This is a genomic window from Vibrio sp. CyArs1 (assembly GCF_022432925.1).
Lineage (GTDB): Bacteria > Pseudomonadota > Gammaproteobacteria > Enterobacterales > Vibrionaceae > Vibrio > Vibrio mediterranei.
On the sequence record NZ_JAKRBO010000008.1, the window covers coordinates 124043 to 143934 of the forward strand.

General features: G+C 45.2%; 17 protein-coding genes and 1 other RNA gene. 11 read left to right on the forward strand and 7 right to left on the reverse strand.

The genetic code is table 11. The annotated features are described in order from the left end of the window. Positions 1 to 107: 107 nt before the first annotated feature. Both rsmC and MMA19_RS20980 read right to left on the reverse strand, forming a co-directional pair. Entirely contained in the window at positions 108 to 1130 is a 1023-nt protein-coding gene (rsmC, locus tag MMA19_RS20975; protein WP_240207135.1) for a 16S rRNA (guanine(1207)-N(2))-methyltransferase RsmC, read from the reverse strand. Positions 1131 to 1196: 66 nt separating this feature from the next. Then, entirely contained in the window at positions 1197 to 2282 is a 1086-nt protein-coding gene (locus MMA19_RS20980; RefSeq protein WP_240207136.1) for an AI-2E family transporter, read from the reverse strand. Between the two features lie 158 nt (positions 2283 to 2440). On the opposite strand from MMA19_RS20980, the gene MMA19_RS26580 reads away from it, so the two are divergent. Then, positions 2441 to 2563, forward strand: coding sequence for a hypothetical protein (locus tag MMA19_RS26580; protein ID WP_261359919.1), 123 nt, complete (start codon positions 2441 to 2443; stop codon positions 2561 to 2563). 45 nt (positions 2564 to 2608) lie between these two features. Here the strand turns inward: MMA19_RS26580 and hemL are convergent, their stop codons facing one another. Beyond that, positions 2609 to 3901 carry a glutamate-1-semialdehyde 2,1-aminomutase gene (hemL, locus tag MMA19_RS20985; RefSeq protein ID WP_124940246.1) on the reverse strand — a complete coding sequence of 431 codons (1293 nt, stop codon included), beginning with the start codon at positions 3899 to 3901 and terminating at the stop codon, positions 2609 to 2611. Positions 3902 to 4204: 303 nt separating this feature from the next. On the opposite strand from hemL, the gene erpA reads away from it, so the two are divergent. The 5 genes from erpA (at position 4205) to ilvN (ending at position 11730) form a co-directional block, all read left to right on the forward strand. Beyond that, positions 4205 to 4546 carry an iron-sulfur cluster insertion protein ErpA gene (erpA, locus tag MMA19_RS20990; protein ID WP_006072684.1) on the forward strand — a complete coding sequence of 114 codons (342 nt, stop codon included), beginning with the start codon at positions 4205 to 4207 and terminating at the stop codon, positions 4544 to 4546. A gap of 252 nt (positions 4547 to 4798) precedes the next feature. Beyond that, complete coding sequence (locus MMA19_RS20995) at positions 4799 to 5914, forward strand: efflux RND transporter periplasmic adaptor subunit (RefSeq protein WP_240207137.1); 1116 nt, start codon at positions 4799 to 4801, stop codon at positions 5912 to 5914. A 9-nt stretch (positions 5915 to 5923) separates the two neighbouring features. Next, entirely contained in the window at positions 5924 to 9073 is a 3150-nt protein-coding gene (locus tag MMA19_RS21000; protein ID WP_240207138.1) for an efflux RND transporter permease subunit, read from the forward strand. 424 nt (positions 9074 to 9497) lie between these two features. Next, positions 9498 to 11234, forward strand: coding sequence for an acetolactate synthase 3 large subunit (locus MMA19_RS21005; RefSeq protein ID WP_006072689.1), 1737 nt, complete (start codon positions 9498 to 9500; stop codon positions 11232 to 11234). A gap of 1 nt (position 11235) precedes the next feature. Beyond that, entirely contained in the window at positions 11236 to 11730 is a 495-nt protein-coding gene (gene ilvN / locus MMA19_RS21010; protein ID WP_240207139.1) for an acetolactate synthase small subunit, read from the forward strand. A 67-nt stretch (positions 11731 to 11797) separates the two neighbouring features. Here ilvN and MMA19_RS21015 read toward each other — a convergent pair whose 3' ends face one another. From MMA19_RS21015 to MMA19_RS21030, 4 genes are read right to left on the reverse strand one after another with little or no spacing between them, the layout of a single operon-like run. Next, the gene (locus MMA19_RS21015) at positions 11798 to 12496 is read right to left on the reverse strand and encodes a BON domain-containing protein (protein ID WP_240207172.1); all 699 of its coding nucleotides are present in this window, start codon (positions 12494 to 12496) and stop codon (positions 11798 to 11800) included. A 10-nt stretch (positions 12497 to 12506) separates the two neighbouring features. Further along, positions 12507 to 13097: a phosphoheptose isomerase gene (locus tag MMA19_RS21020; RefSeq protein WP_006072694.1), complete on the reverse strand. Its 591-nt coding sequence runs from the start codon at positions 13095 to 13097 to the stop codon at positions 12507 to 12509. Positions 13098 to 13099: 2 nt separating this feature from the next. Next, positions 13100 to 13489: a YraN family protein gene (locus MMA19_RS21025; protein WP_006072695.1), complete on the reverse strand. Its 390-nt coding sequence runs from the start codon at positions 13487 to 13489 to the stop codon at positions 13100 to 13102. Beyond that, positions 13452 to 15350 carry a penicillin-binding protein activator gene (locus MMA19_RS21030; protein ID WP_240207140.1) on the reverse strand — a complete coding sequence of 633 codons (1899 nt, stop codon included), beginning with the start codon at positions 15348 to 15350 and terminating at the stop codon, positions 13452 to 13454. Before MMA19_RS21030 ends, MMA19_RS21025 begins: the two co-directional genes overlap by 38 nt. 68 nt (positions 15351 to 15418) lie before the next feature. Between MMA19_RS21030 and rsmI the strand changes: the two genes are divergently transcribed. The 5 genes from rsmI (at position 15419) to MMA19_RS21055 (ending at position 19888) form a co-directional block, all read left to right on the forward strand. Beyond that, positions 15419 to 16282: a 16S rRNA (cytidine(1402)-2'-O)-methyltransferase gene (rsmI, locus tag MMA19_RS21035; RefSeq protein WP_006072698.1), complete on the forward strand. Its 864-nt coding sequence runs from the start codon at positions 15419 to 15421 to the stop codon at positions 16280 to 16282. 30 nt (positions 16283 to 16312) lie between these two features. After that, an RNA gene (gene rnpB, locus MMA19_RS21040) (RNase P RNA component class A) lies at positions 16313 to 16719 on the forward strand. Positions 16720 to 16872: 153 nt separating this feature from the next. After that, the gene (rsmH, locus tag MMA19_RS21045) at positions 16873 to 17823 is read left to right on the forward strand and encodes a 16S rRNA (cytosine(1402)-N(4))-methyltransferase RsmH (protein WP_240207141.1); all 951 of its coding nucleotides are present in this window, start codon (positions 16873 to 16875) and stop codon (positions 17821 to 17823) included. An 11-nt stretch (positions 17824 to 17834) separates the two neighbouring features. Next, complete coding sequence (ftsL, locus tag MMA19_RS21050) at positions 17835 to 18155, forward strand: cell division protein FtsL (protein ID WP_006072704.1); 321 nt, start codon at positions 17835 to 17837, stop codon at positions 18153 to 18155. Next, positions 18152 to 19888 carry a peptidoglycan glycosyltransferase FtsI gene (locus MMA19_RS21055; protein ID WP_006072706.1) on the forward strand — a complete coding sequence of 579 codons (1737 nt, stop codon included), beginning with the start codon at positions 18152 to 18154 and terminating at the stop codon, positions 19886 to 19888. The genes ftsL and MMA19_RS21055 overlap by 4 nt, the downstream gene beginning before the upstream one ends. Positions 19889 to 19892 lie beyond the last annotated feature (4 nt).

The window sequence follows — 19892 nt, forward strand, 5'->3', positions numbered from 1 at the left end:
AATCAGCTTTGTGGTGTAAGAAAGGGCCTAATGAAGCGAGTTATTTAAATGAATTCAATTGGTTGGTGAAAGGGTTGAGAATACCAACCAATTGGATTCTTGATGACTTATTTTGTTGCGTGATAGATAGCAAATTTACGATTTTTATCGACAGTGTGACAGTGACCAAATTGCTGCTCAATAATAGGGGGGTATTTGAGGAAGCTATTGGCGACAATCATTAACTGCCCTTTGCTATTCATATAGTTAGGTGCGTCAGACAATAAGGTTTCTGTTGCTGAATAACTGGTATCTAAGCCAGCGTGAAACGGTGGATTACTGATAATAAAGTCGAGTCCTGGGGTGACATCGGAGTAGACGTCTGACGCAAATACCTGCCCTTCTAAATTATTCGCTAATAGAGTTTGCTTACTTGATTCAATGGCAAAGGCATTGATATCACACATATTGAGTTCAATATCGTTATATTTTAGCCCCATGTAAGCGCCAATAACACCGGCACCACAACCAAAGTCGAGCACTTTACCTTTCAGTTCAGGTAGGTTGTTTAGGAGCAGCTGACTACCACTATCAAATTCACCGTGACTGAAGACGCCTGGCAGGCTTTTAACTGTGATGGGTAATCCATTGAGCTCTACTTGGTAGCTTTTAAACCAGTTTTTAAGCTCAAATGACTCGGGGGCTGACTTACACATGCCCCAGTAAAATGAGCAACGTCGAGCTGAGTCATATTTGTTCATTGGTCCGTAAGGCTTGAACATTTTTTCGATGCTCTTTACGCCAGAGCGATTTTCACCGACAACAGCAATCTCAGTGTCGTTGCCAAGTTTTGCTAGTGCCATTTCCAGTAGCATTTGCGCTTCGGCTTTCGCTTTTGGCCAGTAGAGTAAAATCATATCGGCATCAATGTCACTCGATAATGAAGCGCCGAACAACGTCGTGATTTTACTTGAAGAGCTTAACATGCGGTAGGTGATGTAATTACTGGTAAATACTGTCACCTTGTCGCAGTGTTTACTAAGCTCGATAGGGAACTGATCTTCTATTTCGCCGATGACCAATACACGCTTTTGTGCGAAGTATTCGAGTTGCCTTTCCGCGATTTGACTAGGTGCGATGTAGGTTGCCATGACGAGTTATCTCTAGAAGTAAAAAGGGAGGGGATTCTCTCACAAAGCCCTCCCTGAAAAAAGTGTCTAGCTGTTATCTTGTCCGTCTAAGAAGTCTTTAAATTCTTCTTCGTACATATTGAACAGAACCATAGTGATGGCAAAGATAAGAGGGCCGTAAATTAATCCAATTAAGCCAAATAGATGAATACCCCCTAAGAGAGAGAAGAATATCATCAGAGTATTCATACCCGCACTTCCCTGCATTAGCAGCGGGCGTAGTACGTTATCAATAGAGCCGACGACAGCGATGCTCCAGACAGCTAAGAACAAGCCCCATGTGGTATCGCCAGTAATGAGCAAGTAAGCGGTAGCTGGTATCCATATAAGTGCGGTCCCTACAACAGGAATAAAGGACGCAAAGCCCATCATTGTGCCCCAAAACAGCCCAGGGAACCCTGCTATCCACATACCAAAACCACCTGCAGCTCCTTGAGCTATCGCGGTCAAGAATGATCCCATGACCGCTGATTTCGACACTTTTTCAATCTCATTCAATAGGCGATCTTCTTGACTGCGCGAGAACGGCAGAATATGGCGAATCGCAGCGATGATTTTGTCGTGGTCACGCAATAGGAAAAACAGAACAAATAACATCAAGAAGAAGTTCATCAGGAAGTTTGTTGCGTCACCAAGAATTTTTGCACTAGTCGCAACTAAATTCGAACCTAGCGAAGTCGCAAACTCAGCCGCTTTCTGAGCAATATCTTGTGCGTTAATTGCGTCAAAAGGTAGGTAGTCATTGATAAAAGACAACCCTTTCTTTACCCAAGGGTGGGCGATAACCTCTTGAATACCACCGCCAGTGACCCATTGATACATGTTTTGAGAAAACACGGAACCCTGTTGAACGATAGCACTAAATACTAAAAGTAGAGGCATAACGATAATAAACGTCAATACAATACATGAGAGCAAGGCGACGACGTTTTTGTGCTTCGGCATTTTGCTCTCAATCCACTCATGAATCGGGAACATCAACAGAGAAAGGATGAACGCCATAACAATGGAGTTCATATAGGGTTCAACTAATAAATAACAAGCAAACGCTGCAAACAGAAGGGCAAGGATCAGTACCCAGTGGCTAGCAGTCACATTCATTTTATTCTTCACAACGTTTCCTCAGACCTTCTTAAAGAAGGGGTAATGACTTTATGACAAACACCTACAGACGAGGCGTTTTTACTTAGTTATAGTGGTCATATAATGGACGCAAAATGTTGATCGATCAACGTTAATTACTTTTCATTCATTGGCTTTACGGAGGGGATATGGGGTGTTGTAGCGACGACAAGAAGTGTCAATCGAATAAGCGTCAAAAACGTGCTATTCCTTGGTTTTCTCTGACCATTGCAGTGCTCATTATTCTGGCATTGTTTAATTGGCAGGCATAAAAAAGGGCTGATTAATCAGCCCTTAAGATATTTTTCAATGCTTGCTTATGCTTCGCTAGCAATGATGGCGAAACAGCGATCAGCTGCTTCTAATGTCGCATCGATTTCTTTAGAGCCGTGTGCCAACGATGTGAAGCTGGCTTCAAATGCTGATGGGGCTAGGTAAACACCGTGGTCTAGCATTAAGTGGAAGAAGCGTTTGAAACGTTCAACATCACACTTAGCCACTTCTTCATAGCAAGTGATAGTTTCTTGCTCAGTGAAGAAGAAGCCGAACATGCCACCTACTTGGTTCACGACTAGTGGTACACCGTGTTTGTCAGCAAGTTGCTTAAAGCCATCAGCAAGTTGTTTGGTCTTGTTCGCTAGGCGTTTTTCATTACCTTCTTCAGAAAGTAGCGTCAAACAAGCGTAACCTGCCGCCATCGCAATTGGGTTACCTGACAGCGTACCTGCTTGATAAACAGGACCTGTCGGTGCGATGTATTGCATCACTTCTTTACGACCACCGAAAGCACCAACTGGCATACCGCCACCAATGATTTTACCGAGCGTGGTTAGGTCTGGCTTGATGTTGTAATGTGCTTGTGCGCCACCTTGAGCAACACGGAAACCTGTCATTACTTCATCAAAAATAAGTAGAGCACCTTCGTCATCGCAAATCTGACGTAGACCTTCATGGAAACCCTCCACTGGCGGAATACAGTTCATATTGCCTGCAACAGGCTCTACGATAATACAAGCGATTTCGCCTTTGTTTGCTTCAAACAGAGCTTTAACGGAATCTAGATCGTTGAAACGTGCAGTCAGTGTGTATTTAGCAAAGTCAGCTGGTACACCTGGAGAGCTTGGTTGTCCAAGTGTTAGTGCACCTGAACCAGCTTTAACCAATAGACTATCTGCATGACCGTGGTAGCAACCTTCGAATTTAAGAATTTTGTCACGACCAGTGTAGCCACGCGCTAGACGAATCGCACTCATGGTTGCTTCTGTACCAGAACTTACCATGCGCAGTTGTTCCATTGATGGAACCAACTTGCGAACTAATTCCGCCATGTTGATTTCCATTTCAGTTGGTGCACCGAAACTTAATCCACGTTGCGCTGCATCAATCACTGCATCACGAATTGCAGCGTGGTTGTGGCCTAGAATCATAGGACCCCATGAACCTACGTAATCAATGTACGCTTTACCATCAGCATCAAAAATCAATGGACCATCGGCACGTTCGATAAAAATAGGTGAACCACCTACGCCGTTGAAGGCACGAACCGGAGAATTAACACCGCCCGGGATGGTCTGTTGCGCTTTTTCATACAGCTCAGCTGATTTGGTCATGGAAAGTTCCTCTTTGCTTGTTCGGACCAAGTTGAGCAGCATTGTACATCTCCGCACAGATTCTAGTAGTGTTTTGAGCACATTTTCGTAAATTAGCGTTTGAATCTGCTGTAAAGCTAATTTGCTTTTGCGTAATACTTGAACGAAGCAGTCAGGTATTAGATAATCTGGTGCAATAACTTTAAAAATTATATGCAAGGTCTGGTGAGCAACTGGGCCGTCGTTTTTCATCGCAGGGGATATCTGCCCATCATTAGGTTGTGGTAGGGTGTTATTTGCGATTGAGTAGCAAGAGAGGTTCCCGTGAGTGATGTAGCTATTCCTTTAGATTTTTCAGATGCCGCGGCAACGCGTGTACAGACCCTAATTGCAGAAGAAGAAAACCCACAGCTTAAGCTTCGCGTTTATATTACGGGTGGCGGTTGTAGTGGATTCCAATATGGTTTTACGTTTGATGAGAACGTGAACGAAGGTGACACGACTATTGAGAAATGTGGTGTAACTCTAGTGGTTGATCCAATGAGCCTGCAGTATTTAGTTGGTGGTGTGGTTGATTATACTGAGGGACTAGAAGGTTCTCGTTTCTTCGTGAATAACCCAAATGCGACCACAACCTGTGGCTGTGGCGCATCTTTTAGCGTATAGCAAATAAAAAGGCGAACCATGTGTTCGCCTTTTTTGATCTCGCTTTTAACATTGTGAAAAATTCCCCATTAAGAGCAGATTAGGAGAGAAGTTTAGTTGTCTATTTCTCTAGGCTGAGTAAAGTAGTTCAGTCACCACATTAAACATAGGATGTTGTTTAATGTTTGATTGCTAATAATTTTTTAGAACTAGTTGCCTTAGAGCAACGTATCTAACCGTTAGCGTCAAAAACACAATTATAAGGAAATGATTATGCCAATCAGTCAATCTGGCAGTTTTTTTTCGAAACGTCCTTGGCTTATTTCTCTGCTCTGTATCTTCATACTTAGTGTGTGGCTAGGTTTAGGCGTGTTAAAAGCTGAAGAAAATCAATCTACCGCACCTTCCGATGATCCTGCGCCTCTAGCTCGCGTTGTATATCAAACTTTTAATGCTCAACAAGTCGAGAAGAAAATCGATCTCTACGGCCGAACAGCGCCAGATCGTACCGCGAAATTGGGTGCTGAGATTGCAGGTAAGATCACTAAACTGAATGTACGAAAAGGTGACTCAGTTAAAGCAGGTCAGTCAATCGCTCAAATCGATCTCGGTGATTTGCAGATGCGCTTAGAGCGTGCTCAAGCGATGCTAAATGTCAGACAGCAAGAATTCAATGCCTCTAAATCTTTAAAAAGCAAAGGACTTCAAGGAGAAGTAGCTTACTCAACCGCTGCCGCAAATTTAACTGAAGCGAAAGCTATGGTGAGTGCGGCGAAATTGGCATTACGCAATACATCAGTCAAAGCTCCATTTACCGGTATTGTCGACCATCTATACATTGAACTTGGTGATTTTGTTTCGGTTGGTGACCCTGTGGCGACGCTGATTGATTTAGAAACGTTGATCATCGAAGCGGATGTTAGCGAGAGACATATTCAGCAATTGGTCACTAGCCAGCCATCGCAAATCCGCTTTATTAACGGTGATGAAGTGACTGGAAAGTTGCGCTATATCTCTCGAGTTTCTTCCGAATCGACGAATACTTTCCCGATTGAAATCGAAGTACCAAATCCTAATCAACGTATTCCGGCTGGTATCAGTGCTGAGGTTGAACTTGCGTTAGATGAGCAATTAGCGATTAAGATTACGCCTGCAATGCTGGCGCTAGATGAAAGTGGCAACCTAGGGGTGAAAACTCTAAAGGAAAATCGAGTCGCCTTTATACCGATTCAGCTTGTTAAAGCTGAGCAAGATGGCGTTTGGCTGACCGGACTGGGCAAGCAAGTTGACATTATTGTGCTCGGACAGGGGTTTGTTCGTGATGGCGACAACGTTGAAGCCATCAGTGTTGACCAAGCCAATCAAATTGCCCAGCAGCAAGAGCAATAAGGAGCTGCTATGTTTGCATTAATTGATGCGGCGCTGTCTCGCTCCAGAACCATGTTGAGTTTACTGGTTCTAATTTTGATTGCTGGTATTGCGACTTATAACTCGATACCAAAAGAGTCGAGTCCCGACATTACCATTCCAATCATTTATGTTTCTGTTAGCCACCAAGGTATTTCTCCTACTGACAGTGAACGATTGTTAGTCCGCCCCCTTGAAAAAGAGATGCGCTCCGTAGAGGGAGTGAAAGAGATGACGGCGACGGCTTCAGAAGGGCATGGCTCAGTGACGTTGGAATTTAACGTCGGTGTCGATCTAGCCAAAGCAATGGCCGATGTCAGAGATGCGGTAGATTTAGCGAAGCCTAAGCTACCTGATGGCAGTGATGAGCCGACGGTAAACGAAGTAACCCTTGCCTCTGAGCAACCTGTGTTATCAGTCGTTCTTTACGGTACTGTTCCAGAGCGCACAATTGTTCAACTCGCTCGCCAATTGCGGGATAAGTTGGAGAGCTATAGGCAGATCCTTGAAGTGGATATCGCGGGTGACCGTGAAGACATCGTTGAAATCGTTGTCGATCCATTGTTGATGGAAAGCTATGGCTTAGATCAGGGCGATATCTACAATTTAATCGCATTGAACAATAAGGTGGTGGCCGCGGGTTTTGTCGATACTGGATATGGACGTTTTTCCGTTAAAGTTCCTTCCGTATTTGATAGCTTGAAAGATGTATTAGAGCTACCGGTTAAGGTCGATGGCAAACAGGTGATTACTTTTGGTGATGTGGCGACAGTGCGCCGCGCATTTAGGGATCCTGACAGCTTTGCTCGTTTAGATGGTCGCTCGGCAGTGGTACTCGATGTCAAAAAGCGCTCGGGTGAGAACATTATTGAAACGGTAGATCTCGTTAAAGAGGTATTACGCCAAGCGCAAATGCTACCGGAGTGGCCAAATAACCTTTTGGTGAAATTCACCAAAGATGAATCGAAAGACGTAAAGATCATGCTTAATGATCTCCAAAACAATATTCTTTCGGCCATCATTTTAGTAGTGATCGTCATTATTGCTATTCTTGGTGTACGCACGGCCTTGTTGGTAGGGATATCAATTCCCGGCTCTTTCCTAACGGGCTTATTGGTGCTATCAGTATTTGGTTTAACGGTCAATATTATCGTGCTGTTCTCACTAATCATGGCTGTGGGGATGCTGGTTGATGGGGCCATTGTTGTAACGGAGTTTGCTGACCGTCGAATGCAAGAGGGTACCCCTCGTAAACAAGCTTATCGTGACGCTGCAAGGCGAATGGCTTGGCCAATTACAGCCTCAACGGCCACTACGCTAGCAGCTTTTGCGCCGCTATTATTCTGGCCGGACACCACCGGCGAATTTATGAAATTCCTACCGTTGACTCTTATCGCAACCCTTACTGCATCGCTTGTCATGGCACTGTTGTTTGTACCTGTGATCGGTGGTTTGATTGGCAAGCCTCAGTATGTTTCACAGAAGCGCCAGCAACAGATGGTTGCGTTACATAACGGTGAATTTGATCAAGCAACCGGTATCACTAAGCTCTATTACCACACACTAGATATTGCCATCGGTCACCCATTGAAAATACTGTTGTTGGCGATTTTGATGGCGATAGGGGTCGGGTTCGCCTACAACAAAGCGGGTCTAGGTGCCGAGTTCTTCCCTGAGGTAGATCCTCCTTACTTCAATGTAAAAGTGCGTTCTCACGGTGACTTATCGATCAAGGAGAAAGATGAAGTGATGAGAGTGGTGGAACAGGTAATGTTTAACCACAAAGAATTTGAGAGCGTCTATACCAAAACCGGTGGTAAGGATGAAATTGGTACGATTCAGATCACTCCGGTTGATTGGCAAGATCGTCGTCGTGTGAATGTTATTATCGAAGAGCTCAAGCAGACCACGGATCAGTTTGCTGGTGTCGAGATCGAGTACAAATTCCCAGACGCAGGACCGCCTGTTGAACACGATTTAGAAATTGAGCTCTCAGCGCGTTTCCCAGAAAAGCTCGATGAAGCCGCTAAAATGATACGTCGCTGGGCTGATGGTAACTCTAAGCTGACCAATATCAGTGATACCTCGAATAAGCCGGGTATTGATTGGCAAATTGATATCAGTCGCGATGACGCGTCACGGTTTGCTGCAGATGCGACTCTGGTTGGAAATACGGTACAGTTTGTCACTAATGGATTGAAAATTGGCGACTATTTGCCTGACGACTCGACGGAGGAGGTGGATATTCTCGTTCGATTCCCAAGTGACAAACGAGATATTGGCCGATTTGATGAGCTCCGTATCAAAACCCCAGCGGGATTGGTGCCTATTACCAACTTTGCAGAGATAACTCCTCAGCCTAAACAAGATACGATCAACCGTTTAGATGGCGTTCGTATTATTAGTGTTAAGGCTGATATGGCTGAAGGGTATAACCTCGCGGTCGAACTGCCAGGGTTTCAGCAGCAACTGAGTAATATCGATTTACCAGCCGGTATCGATTATAGAATTCGTGGTCAAAACGAAGAACAGAAGAACTCATCTGAATTCCTACAAAGTGCGTTTTTGGTTGCACTAGCGGTGATGGCATTGATTCTGATAACTCAGTTTAATAGTTTCTATCAAGCCTTCCTTATCTTAAGTGCCGTTATATTCTCGACAGTGGGGGTATTTGCAGGTCTGCTTATTTTCCAGCGACCATTTGGCATTATCATGTCGGGAATTGGGGTTATCGCTTTAGCTGGGATCGTCGTGAACAATAACATCGTGCTTATCGACACATATAACCAACTGCTAAAACGAGGATTAGACAAGCGAGATGCCATATTGAGAACCGGCGTGCAGCGTTTGCGTCCCGTCTTATTGACTACAGTAACGACCATACTTGGCCTTATGCCAATGGTGCTGGAGATGAATGTCGACATCATTAACCAAAAAATAGAGTTTGGGGCTCCGAGCACTCAGTGGTGGTCGCAGTTAGCAACAGCTATCGCTGGTGGTTTGGCATTCGCGACAGTATTGACATTAGTATTAACTCCTTGTTTGTTAATGTTAGGAAAGCGAGAAGAGAAGCAATCTAAACCATCCATCTTCAAGCGTTGGCGCTTTAGTAAGAGAAAGCCTCCAGTAAAAGCGGCTTAAAAACGTAGAGCCTTCAAATTTGAAAGCCTCCTTTGGGAGGCTTTTGTTATTTCTGCAGATAGCTTTGTTGTGAATTATCCAACTCAACGATAGGTTTGCGCGGTTTTTGGTGCTATTTGAAAGAATTTAATACTGAATTTTCATTGATGTCCTTGTTGATCGTTTGGCTAGTGGTTCAAGCTTGTAACAAATGTTTGCAAAACGACTCATAAAAAGTGGAGTGTGTTTTTTGAGAACTTGATAGGGTTAGATCTTGTGCTAATAAAGAGTTAAAGTTGTTGCGTAAACGAATGGCTTGTTATGACAAGCTAGGCGTGACATAGCCGAAAGTGAGTAATTTCGATTTAGGCTACGAATAAGACCTAACTATGTAATGCCAGCTCAGCAATAACCAAATTGCTGCGATAACTGGTAAGGAGACAATATGGCAGATTCAACCCCAGAAATGCTATCTGGTGCAGAGATGATCGTACAATCTTTGATTGACGAAGGTGTTCAACAAATCTTTGGCTACCCAGGTGGTTCCGTTCTCGATATCTACGATGCGCTGCATGAAAAGCGCGAAAACATTCAACACGTACTCGTTCGTCACGAACAAGCTGCAACCCATATGGCTGATGGCTACGCACGTGCAACCGGTAAACCTGGTGTTGTATTAGTGTGTTCTGGTCCTGGTGCAACCAATACGATTACTGGTATTGCAACCGCATACATGGACTCTATCCCTATGGTCGTTATCTCTGGTAACGTACCAAATAACCTGATTGGTAATGACGCATTCCAAGAGTGTGACATGGTGGGTGTTTCACGTCCGGTGGTCAAACACAGCTTTCTAGTACAACGTGCAGAAGATGTACCTGAAACATTAAAGAAAGCGTTCTATATCGCCTCTTCAGGTCGTCCAGGTCCAGTTGTTGTTGATGTTCCAAAAGATGTCATGAATCCGCAAATTAAGTTTCCTTACGAGTATCCGGAAACGATTAAGATGCGCTCTTACAACCCGACAATGACGGGTCATAAAGGACAAATCAAAAAAGCACTAAAAGCGATTCTAGAAGCGAAGAAACCGGTGCTTTATGTCGGTGGTGGTGCGGTGATGTCAGAAGCCGACCAGCATATCATTAAGCTAGCTGAAACGCTTAACTTACCTGTTATTAGTACTTTGATGGGGCTAGGCGCGTTCCCTGGTACTCACAAAAATGCACTAGGTATGCTGGGTATGCACGGCACCTACGAAGCGAACTTGGCAATGCATAATGCTGATCTGATTTTTGGTGTAGGTGTACGTTTTGACGATCGTACAACTAACAACCTTGATAAGTACTGCCCTAATGCCAAAGTGGTTCACATCGATATCGATCCATCGTCGATTTCTAAAAACGTTCGTGCTGACCTGCCGATTGTTGGCTCTGCAGATGTGGTGCTTGAGACCATGCTTAGATTGCTTGTGGAGCAAGGCGGAACTAATGATGAAGCAGCGCTTAATGCTTGGTGGGATGACATTGCAGGATGGCGAGCGCGCAACTGCTTAGGTTATGAGACCTCAGAAGAACGCATTAAACCACAACAAGTTATTGAAGTGCTGCACAAACTGACTGGCGGTGATGCGTATGTCGCGTCGGATGTTGGCCAGCACCAAATGTTTGCAGCGCTTTATTACCCATTCAACAAACCTCGTCGTTGGATCAACTCTGGTGGTCTAGGGACCATGGGCTTTGGCTTCCCTGCAGCCATGGGCGTGAAATTTGCGCATCCCGATGAGGAAGTGGTGTGTGTCACCGGTGACGGCAGTATTCAAATGAATATTCAAGAGCTGTCGACGGCGATGCAATACGATGTGCCAGTTAAGATCATTAACCTAAACAACCGTTTCTTAGGAATGGTAAAACAGTGGCAAGACATGATTTATCAAGGTCGTCACTCAAACTCATATATGGACTCTGTTCCAGACTTTGCTGCGATTGCAGAAGCTTACGGCCATGTTGGGATTCGAATCTCCAACCCAAGCGAGCTTGAGTCTGGTTTGAAGAAAGCGCTAGAAATGAAAGATCGCTTAGTGTTTGTCGATATCAATGTTGATGAAACAGAACATGTTTACCCAATGCAAATTAAAGGGGAAGGCATGGATAAGATGTGGCTAAGCAAAACGGAGAGAACATAATATGAGACATATCATTTCACTACTAATGGAAAACCAACCGGGTGCACTTTCTCGAGTGGTAGGTTTGTTTTCTCAACGTGGTTATAACATCGAGTCACTCAACGTATCACCAACGGATGATGAAACTCTGTCTCGTCTTAACATCACGACTGAGTCAGACGAAATGGAACTTGAACAGATTCAAAAGCAGCTCCACAAACTTATTGATGTTCTAAAGGTTCAAGAAGTAACTGAGTTTGACCATATTGAGCGTGAGCTGATGATGGTGAAAGTAAAAGCCAGTGGTTTCGCTCGTGCGGAAGTAAAGCGTACTGCAGATATTTTCCGTGGTCAGATTGTTGATGTGACGGCTTCTCAGTATACCGTGCAACTCGCGGGCACCGCAGAGAAGTTGGATGCGTTTGTTTCAGCACTTTCTGAAGTGACTGATGTGGTGGAAGTTGCACGAAGTGGTATCGTAGGTGTTGCTCGTGGTGAGCGAGCACTTAAGCCATAGAGTTAAAGACGAACCACAGATATTAAAAAAGCGAGCATCAAGCTCGCTTTTTACGTTTAAAAGGACTTTAACCTTCTATTTCATGAAAAGGTGCAGGCTCTTCAATAATTGGTCTCATTTCTTCTTCAGGTTCGGTATTTTTAACCGGAGCTTCTGGCTGTTTTGTTTCTTCAACCGGAGCCTCAGTATTGAGTTTGTCTTGCTGCTCACTAAATTGGAAAGCACGAATAACTTGGTTTACCCCAGAGACGTTACGAGCGATTTCAGTGGCAACATCTGCATGCTCTTTAGAAACGTAACCGAGTAAGAACACTTCTTTGTCTTCAGTGATGACTTTAACTTTTACACCGTTAAGGCGCTCATCGGTCAGCAACGCTGACTTCACTTTTGTCGTTAACCAACTGTCATTACTGACACTAGTGAAGCTGATCGGATCTTTAATTCGAATTTGGTTATAAACTCGTTTAACGCCTTTTAAGCCTTTAACTTGCGCTTCGAGTTGGTTGCTTAGTGCTTGGGTCTTAGCTTGTCCCATCAGAACCACGGTACCGCGTTGAGAACTTGCAACCACACGTACTTGACCTACGTAGGGGGCTTTATTGCTCATCCCCGCAACTTCGGATTCTAATGAGTTATCGTTCCAAATCTCTTTTGTGGTTCGAGTATCAGTCACTAAATTGACAGTGGTTGCTGCGCCAGCGACAAACAAGCCCGCACATCCAGGCAACATGATGCTAACCAATAGCAAAGTCAGAACTTTGTACATCTTCATGGTATTACTCTTCGTGGGAAGGGAATAGAACTTGGTCAATAAGATCGCATAAGCAATGCAGAGTTACCATATGCACCTCATGAATGCGTGCGGTTCTGTGAGATGGGATACGGATTTCCACATCATTCTCACCCAGCAGACCTGCCATTTCGCCACCGTCCTTACCAGTAAAGGCGATGATGGTCATATCTCTAGTTACTGCGGCTTCCATAGCTTTGATGACGTTTTTACTGTTACCACTGGTGGAAATCGCAAGCAGTATATCTCCAGCTTGACCAAAGGCGCGTACTTGCTTGGCAAAGATATCTTCGAAGTTATAGTCGTTTGCTACTGCGGTCATTGTGGTGCTATCGGCAGTTAGAGTCATAGCAGGTAAGCTGGGACGTTCAGTTTCGAAGCGATTCAGTAAGCAAGAGACAAATTGTTGGGCGTTGGAAGCTGAGCCGCCATTACCACAGCAAAGAATTCTGTGACCGTTGAGTAGTGTTGCTACCATGGCTTGTGCAGCGTGGGTAATAACGTCAGGAAGCGCTTCTGCAGCCGCAATTTGAATTTGAATACTTTCAGTGAAACTTTCTTTAATGCTATCGCGCATGGTTATCCTTGAGTGATCGCGTTCTTTATCCAGTTAATGTCATTGCCTTGCTGATGAATGGCAACGACATCGAATCGAAAATCAGTATCGTAGGGCGATAAGCCGTTTTGCAGCAACCAAAGGGTGGCAGCTTTTTGAAGCTTTCGTGCTTTAGAGGGTGTCACCATCTCTTGAGCTAAGCCATACTGAGTGCTTTGACGATACTTTACCTCGACAAAGACAAGAGTGGAACCGTCTTGCATGATGAGGTCCACCTCACCGCATTTAGCGGTGTAATTCTCCGCTAAGGCTACTAGGCCTTGTCGACCCAGATAGTCCTTAGCGAGAATTTCGTAGTTTTTGCCAACCGCTCTTTTATTGGCTGATCGGTTGTTCCACGGTAGCAGTGCCATCCGTACCTTCTTCCGTATTAGGCGCTTGTGTCTCAGAAGCTTCCGTTACTTGAGTTGGCTTTTGACCATATACACCCCACGAAATTTGGCGCTGTACAACACAGTCAGAATCAACGCTCAATGTGCCAGTTTGGCCATCTACAGAATAACCTTGAACGGCTTTTAACTGCGGTAGTTCTTTAGTTAATGAGTAAGCATCCATCCCCAATGCTTGCAGACGTTTCTCTGCATTCGAGCTCTTCGGCCAGAACTTGGTCATTTGTGCGTCAAGCTGAGGATCTTGGTCAATTAGCAGAGGGATATCACTGTAGACTACGCCAGTGAGATCCTCGTATTGACGTTTACTAGTGTGGCTATGTGAATCAGCAAACAACTGAGGTTGCTGCGCATCTGGGTTAATCGCCACTTCAATAAACGGTTTGATCAACGTCAGGTCTGCACTATTGGCAACGATATAAACAGAGTCAATATCGCGACGGCTACGTGGTTGATTCTCTAGCTTCATGCCTGTCAACGCTTCCATTTGGGCGATACGTTGCTGACTTTGCTGAAGACCGAATACATTATTGATGGTTTTTTGCAGCTGAGCGCGATTTCCATATTGTGCAATAGCCACTTTGTTGTCACTGACTTTCGCCCATTCTTCTTCAAATGCTTTCACTACGCGGTCACCGAGGTTGCCTCTTGGTGCTAGGACCAGAGGATACTCATAGTTACCTTCAGAAAGATGAGCGGCGGCTTGCGCTACTTCTTGCTCTGGGGAAAGCGTTAGGTAACACATCATTTGTGATGGTTCTAACTCGCTAGGAATATTGAGTGCAAGTGCTGGAATTGGCGTTTCAGATTGTTTTTGTGCTTGTTGCAGCTTCTCAACGTTTTCTTTGATAAGTGGACCAACAATGAAGTCCACTTCATTGGCAATTAGTTGTGCTTTGATATCTGCTGGAGCCGTTTCATTAGTATCGATAACGGTAAAAATTGCCTCTGGGTCGCGTTGCTCATCGTCCATCATTGCCATCATAAACCCATCACGAACTAGCTGCGCTTGTTTCGCATATTTGCCCGTTAATGGAAGCAGCAGTGCAGTGCTGTGAGGCGTCGTGATCTCTAAACTTAAAATGTCTAAGATACTTTGTGGGGTGTATTCAGCAGCGGGATGGTCCGGGTTCTCGGCCAACCAGTTCTTTAAGGTATTTTGTAGCTGTGGAAGGCTACCACCTAGTGCTTTCATATAAGTTGCAAGCTGTAACCAGCCATCAAGAACTTCTTCTTTAGGTTCTGCGACTAGGGTTGAAAGCTGCTCAGCAGAATACTGGTTGAGGTTATTCCAAATCTCATCATTGATGCCTTGCTGATCTTCGCGTGGAGCGAAACCTGACATGGCAATCAATTCTCGGCTAGCCTCAAAGTAGCGGCCTAATTGGGCCAGACTTTGCGCTCTTAACTCGTAGTAGCGTTGCCATTGCTGTTGGGCAAGAGGCCATTCCGCAGGGAAGTTCAGTTGTAGATATGCATCCTGTGCATTACCTTGCGCTAGGTTAAGCTCGGCACGAGCTAATTGCCATTCTGCTTGCTGAATAACGGTTAGGTTTTGTTTGGCTAGACGATTAGAAAGTCGCTTAGCTTGTTCGTAGTTGCCTTCTTGAATCGATGCTTTGAACGCTAGAATTAGCCATTCATTAGCAAAACCACCTTGATCGGCATCGGCACGCATTAAGTACGTTTCAGAAGATGCGGTTGGAGCAAGGGTGATATCAACACTCGTTGGGGCGCTTGGCTGAGTAGAACAAGCGGCAATGGACAAAGCCAATGCAATTGGAGTCAGTAGGCGTGTTACACTATTTCTCTTTGGGTTCATCATTGCCATGAGCTCTTTAATCACTATTCGTGTAAAATCATTATATTAATCGTTGAAGTGCTGGTAAACAAATGACAAGCAACAAAACCACTTATATTGAGCAACCAACGCTCTTTATTGTACCGACTCCTATTGGAAATCTCGGTGATATCACACAAAGAGCGCTCGATGTCTTAAACAGCGTCGATATTATTGCTGCTGAAGATACTCGTCATACGGGTAAACTTTTATCGCACTTCAATATTCAAACTAGGACATTTGCGCTCCATGATCACAATGAGCAGCAAAAAGCACAAGTTTTAGTCGATAAATTGTTAGCGGGCGAATCCATCGCATTGGTTTCTGATGCGGGTACGCCACTGATCAGCGATCCAGGGTACCATTTAGTGTCTCAATGTCGTCAAGCGGGCGTTAAAGTTGTGCCATTACCTGGTGCGTGTGCCGTAATAACTGCCTTGAGCGCCTCAGGTCTGCCATCTGATCGATTTAGCTTTGAAGGTTTCTTGCCTGCAAAAAGCAAAGGTCGTAAAGACAAGTTTATGGAAATCGCTAAGGCAGAGCGTACCTGTATTTTCTATGAGTCACCACATCGAATCACTGAGTCGTTGGCAGATATGCTTGAAGTTCTTGGTCCGGAGCGTGAAGTTGTATTAGCACGTGAGCTGACAAAGACTTACGAAACCATACAGGGCCTGCCATTAGGTGAATTGGTTGAGTGGATTGAAGAAGACGAAAACCGCAAGCGCGGTGAGATGGTTTTATTAATTCATGGATACCGCGAACCCGTGACGGACACGCTACCTGACGAGGCTACTCGAACCTTAGCTATCTTAGTTAAAGAGCTACCATTGAAGAAAGCTGCGGCAGCAACGGCAGAGATTTATAACCTGAAAAAGAACGCATTGTACAAATGGGGTTTAGAAAACCTTGAGTAATTGCTCGCGCTCCGCTACAATCCGCGCCCTGAAGTTGACTGGATAGTCGCTGCTTCGTTGACGTCCCCTTGAGCTTGTCTTGGGGGAGACTGACGGAGGGGAGGAACGTCCGGGCTCCACAGAGCAGGGTGCCAGGTAACGCCTGGGGGGCGTGAGCCCACGACAAGTGCAGCAGAGAGAAGACCGCCGATGGCTCCATTTCTTCGGAAGGAGCACAGGTAAGGGTGAAAGGGTGCGGTAAGAGCGCACCGGACGACTGGTAACAGTTCGTTGCAAGGTAAACTCCACCCGGAGCAAGACCAAATAGGCTTCCACATTGCGTTGCTCGCGTATGGAGGCGGGTAGGTTGCTCGAGCCAGTGAGCGATTGCTGGCCTAGACGAATGGCTATCACCGCTTCGGCGGATACAGAACCCGGCGTACAGGTCAACTTCACCTATTATAAAAAAACCCATTACAAATTGATTTTGTGATGGGTTTTTTGCTTTTTTATCACCTATCTTTACGTTAGGCTGAACTTAACCAGATGACGTTACTGAAGGAAATCAGTACACTTGTCTACTTTGCCTTTAGCAACTCTCGAGATCACCAATGAGCGAATCATTCCAACACATTTCGGTACTACTTCATGAATCTATCGATGGCTTAGCCATTAAACCTGACGGTATCTATATCGATGGGACGTTTGGACGTGGTGGTCACAGTCGTCAAATTCTTTCACAATTGGGTGAAAATGGTCGCCTTTATAGTATTGACCGAGATCCTCAAGCGATTGAAGAAGCGGGTAAAATCAATGACCCACGATTCACCATTATTCACGGCCCGTTTTCTGGTATGTCAGAATATGCGGAACGCTATGATTTAGTTGGTAAAGTTGACGGTGTATTGCTGGACTTAGGTGTCTCTTCACCACAATTGGATGATGCGGAACGTGGTTTTAGCTTTATGAAAGATGGCCCACTGGATATGCGCATGGACCCAACATCAGGCATGCCGGTTTCTGAGTGGTTGGCTCAGGCTGAGCTAGATGATATCACTTGGGTTATTCGTGAATTTGGTGAAGATAAGCACGCTCGTCGAATCGCTAAAGCGATTGTTGCTCATCGTGAAGATGAAGAGAAAGAGCCACTTACTCGCACAGGCCAACTAGCGAAGTTAATTTCTGACGCGGCACCAAAAAGCTTCAAAGAGAAGAAGCACCCAGCGACACGTTCATTCCAAGCGTTTCGTATCTATATCAACAGTGAACTTGAAGAGATCGATACTGCTCTAAAAGGAGCTGCAAGCATTCTAGCACCAGAAGGTCGTTTATCTGTGATCAGTTTCCACTCGTTGGAAGATCGCATGGTAAAGCGTTTTATGCGTAAAGAAAGTAGAGGCCCTCAAGTGCCTCACGGTATTCCGATGACGGAAGATCAAATTCGTGCCTTGGGGAGTGCAAATCTAAAAACAATTGGTAAAGCACTTAAACCATCCGATCAAGAAGTTGAAATGAACACGCGATCACGCAGCTCTGTACTTCGAGTTGCAGAAAAACTGTAGCGGACAAGTGGATGTCTAACGAGCCAAAACACAACTTAGCCAAACTCATCGGAATAGATATCATAACGGTGGGCCGAGTACCTTTAATGGTATTGCTATTAATATTCGCGTCAGCGATGGGGGTCGTCTTTGCTACTCACCATACTCGCCAGGCAATTAACCAAAAAGATGTGGCGCTCCAAGAGCGTGAAAGGCTTGATAATGAATGGCGCAACTTACTTCTTGAAGAAAATGCGTTGTCTGAACATAGTCGAGTCCAAGCGATGGCAAAGCAAGAACTGGATATGAAGCGTCCTGATGCTGACAAGGAAGTAGTGGTTTCCCTGAAATGAAAGGCAAAAAAGTTGTAAAACCCTCCAACAAGAAGAAAAGTACACAAACTGCGGAAGCTCCAACGTTGATTGCATGGCGCTTTCGTCTCATCTTAGGTTGTGTGTTATTAATCTTCACTGCACTGGTAGCCAGAATCGGCTATATCCAAGTTATCGAACCGGATAACTTAATCAAGCAAGGCGATTTACGTTCGGTTCGCGTTAAAGCACTTCCCTCTGCCCGCGGCATTATTTCAGATCGCAATGGCGAGCCCTTGGCGGTCAGCGTTCCAGTTCAAGCGGTATGGGCCGATCCTGCTACAATATTTAAAGATAATGGTTTGGCAAAACTTGACCGTTGGCATGCCCTAGCGGATGTACTTGGTCTTGACCGACAGGCCCTTATCAATAAGATTGAGAAAAACAAAACTCGCCGCTTTATCTATCTGCAACGCCAAGTCAGCCCAGCCATGGCAAAGTACATCAAAGAGTTAAAACTCTCGGGAGTTGGACTGAAAGCTGAATCTCGCCGCTATTACCCTGCTGGTGAAGTCAGCGCGCACTTAGTTGGGGTCACTGGCATTGATGGTCATGGTCTCGAAGGGGTGGAGCGAAGCTATGATAAATGGCTGACAGGTGAGGCGGGTAAACGCATTATTCGTAAAGACCGTTATGGTCGAGTCGTAGAAAATATCTCTCTAGAGGAGCGCGAAGAAGGTAAGCCGCTCGAACTTACTATTGACCAGCGTTTGCAAGCGATTGCTTATCGCGCAGTAAAACAAGCCGTTGCTGATTACCGCGCAACCTCAGGCAGTGCAGTGATTATCGATGTGAAGACTGGCGGTGTGTTGGCTATGGTCAATGCACCATCATACAATCCTAACAATCGCTCCTCTCGTCAATCCTTTACCATGCGTAACCGAGTGATAACCGATGCGATGGAACCGGGTTCGACCGTTAAACCGTTTGTTGTGTTAGCCGCTTTAGAAGCGGGTGTAGCCGATGAAAATACCGTGATTGATACCGGTAATGGCATCATGCAAATTGGTGGGAGTCGTGTTCGTGATACTTCAAAAGTTGGTAAGGCTAACTTGGCGAAGATTCTTCAAAAGTCCAGTAACATCGGTGTGGCTAAACTTGCGTTGGAAATGCCACTGCAAGAGCTATTGGGAATGTATAGCTCGATCGGTTTTGGCCAGCTTTCTGGGTTGAACTTAGTCGGCGAAACCACCGGTATTTTCCCTAACCGTCGCCGTTGGTCTCAATTTGAAATTGCTACACTTGCCTTTGGCTATGGTATTTCGATTACTCCACTGCAATTAGCGCATGCCTATGCGACATTAGGTAATGGCGGGTTGTATCAACCAGTGCATATTATCGAGAATAACCAGCAAGATTTATCGAAGCAGGTCATAGATCATCACTACGCGGTTGAAGTATTACACATGCTAGAAGCGGTAACTCAACCAGGTGGTACAGCGACGCGTGCTGCCGTTCCTGGATATCGTGTTGCAGCCAAAACAGGTACATCACGAAAAGCAGCAGCAGGTGGCTATAGTGACGAATACGTGGCAATTACGTCGGGTGTTGCTCCTGTGAGTGACCCTCGCATTGCACTTGTTGTGGTGATTAACGAACCACAAGGTGATCAGTACTATGGTGGTGCCGTTGCTGGCCCAGTATTCTCAGAAATTATGAAAGGCTCGCTGCAAATATTAAATGTAGCGCCTGATGAAAATCAGTTTCAAAAATAGGTGA

Excerpts from the sequence above, each read along its gene's own strand:
- MMA19_RS21020 (WP_006072694.1), bottom strand. The coding sequence starts at position 13,097 with ATGCGCGATAGCATTAAAGAAAGTTTCACTGAAAGTATTCAAATTCAA.
- MMA19_RS20995 (WP_240207137.1), top strand. The coding sequence starts at position 4,799 with ATGCCAATCAGTCAATCTGGCAGTTTTTTTTCGAAACGTCCTTGGCTT.
- hemL (WP_124940246.1), bottom strand. The coding sequence starts at position 3,901 with ATGACCAAATCAGCTGAGCTGTATGAAAAAGCGCAACAGACCATCCCG.
- MMA19_RS21000 (WP_240207138.1), top strand. The coding sequence starts at position 5,924 with ATGTTTGCATTAATTGATGCGGCGCTGTCTCGCTCCAGAACCATGTTG.
- rsmI (WP_006072698.1), top strand. The coding sequence starts at position 15,419 with ATGACAAGCAACAAAACCACTTATATTGAGCAACCAACGCTCTTTATT.
- MMA19_RS21030 (WP_240207140.1), bottom strand. The coding sequence starts at position 15,350 with ATGATGAACCCAAAGAGAAATAGTGTAACACGCCTACTGACTCCAATT.
- MMA19_RS21015 (WP_240207172.1), bottom strand. The coding sequence starts at position 12,496 with ATGTACAAAGTTCTGACTTTGCTATTGGTTAGCATCATGTTGCCTGGA.
- ftsL (WP_006072704.1), top strand. The coding sequence starts at position 17,835 with ATGTCTAACGAGCCAAAACACAACTTAGCCAAACTCATCGGAATAGAT.
- MMA19_RS21005 (WP_006072689.1), top strand. The coding sequence starts at position 9,498 with ATGGCAGATTCAACCCCAGAAATGCTATCTGGTGCAGAGATGATCGTA.
- rsmH (WP_240207141.1), top strand. The coding sequence starts at position 16,873 with ATGAGCGAATCATTCCAACACATTTCGGTACTACTTCATGAATCTATC.
- MMA19_RS21055 (WP_006072706.1), top strand. The coding sequence starts at position 18,152 with ATGAAAGGCAAAAAAGTTGTAAAACCCTCCAACAAGAAGAAAAGTACA.
- MMA19_RS21025 (WP_006072695.1), bottom strand. The coding sequence starts at position 13,489 with ATGGCACTGCTACCGTGGAACAACCGATCAGCCAATAAAAGAGCGGTT.
- MMA19_RS26580 (WP_261359919.1), top strand. The coding sequence starts at position 2,441 with ATGGGGTGTTGTAGCGACGACAAGAAGTGTCAATCGAATAAGCGTCAA.
- ilvN (WP_240207139.1), top strand. The coding sequence starts at position 11,236 with ATGAGACATATCATTTCACTACTAATGGAAAACCAACCGGGTGCACTT.
- rsmC (WP_240207135.1), bottom strand. The coding sequence starts at position 1,130 with ATGGCAACCTACATCGCACCTAGTCAAATCGCGGAAAGGCAACTCGAA.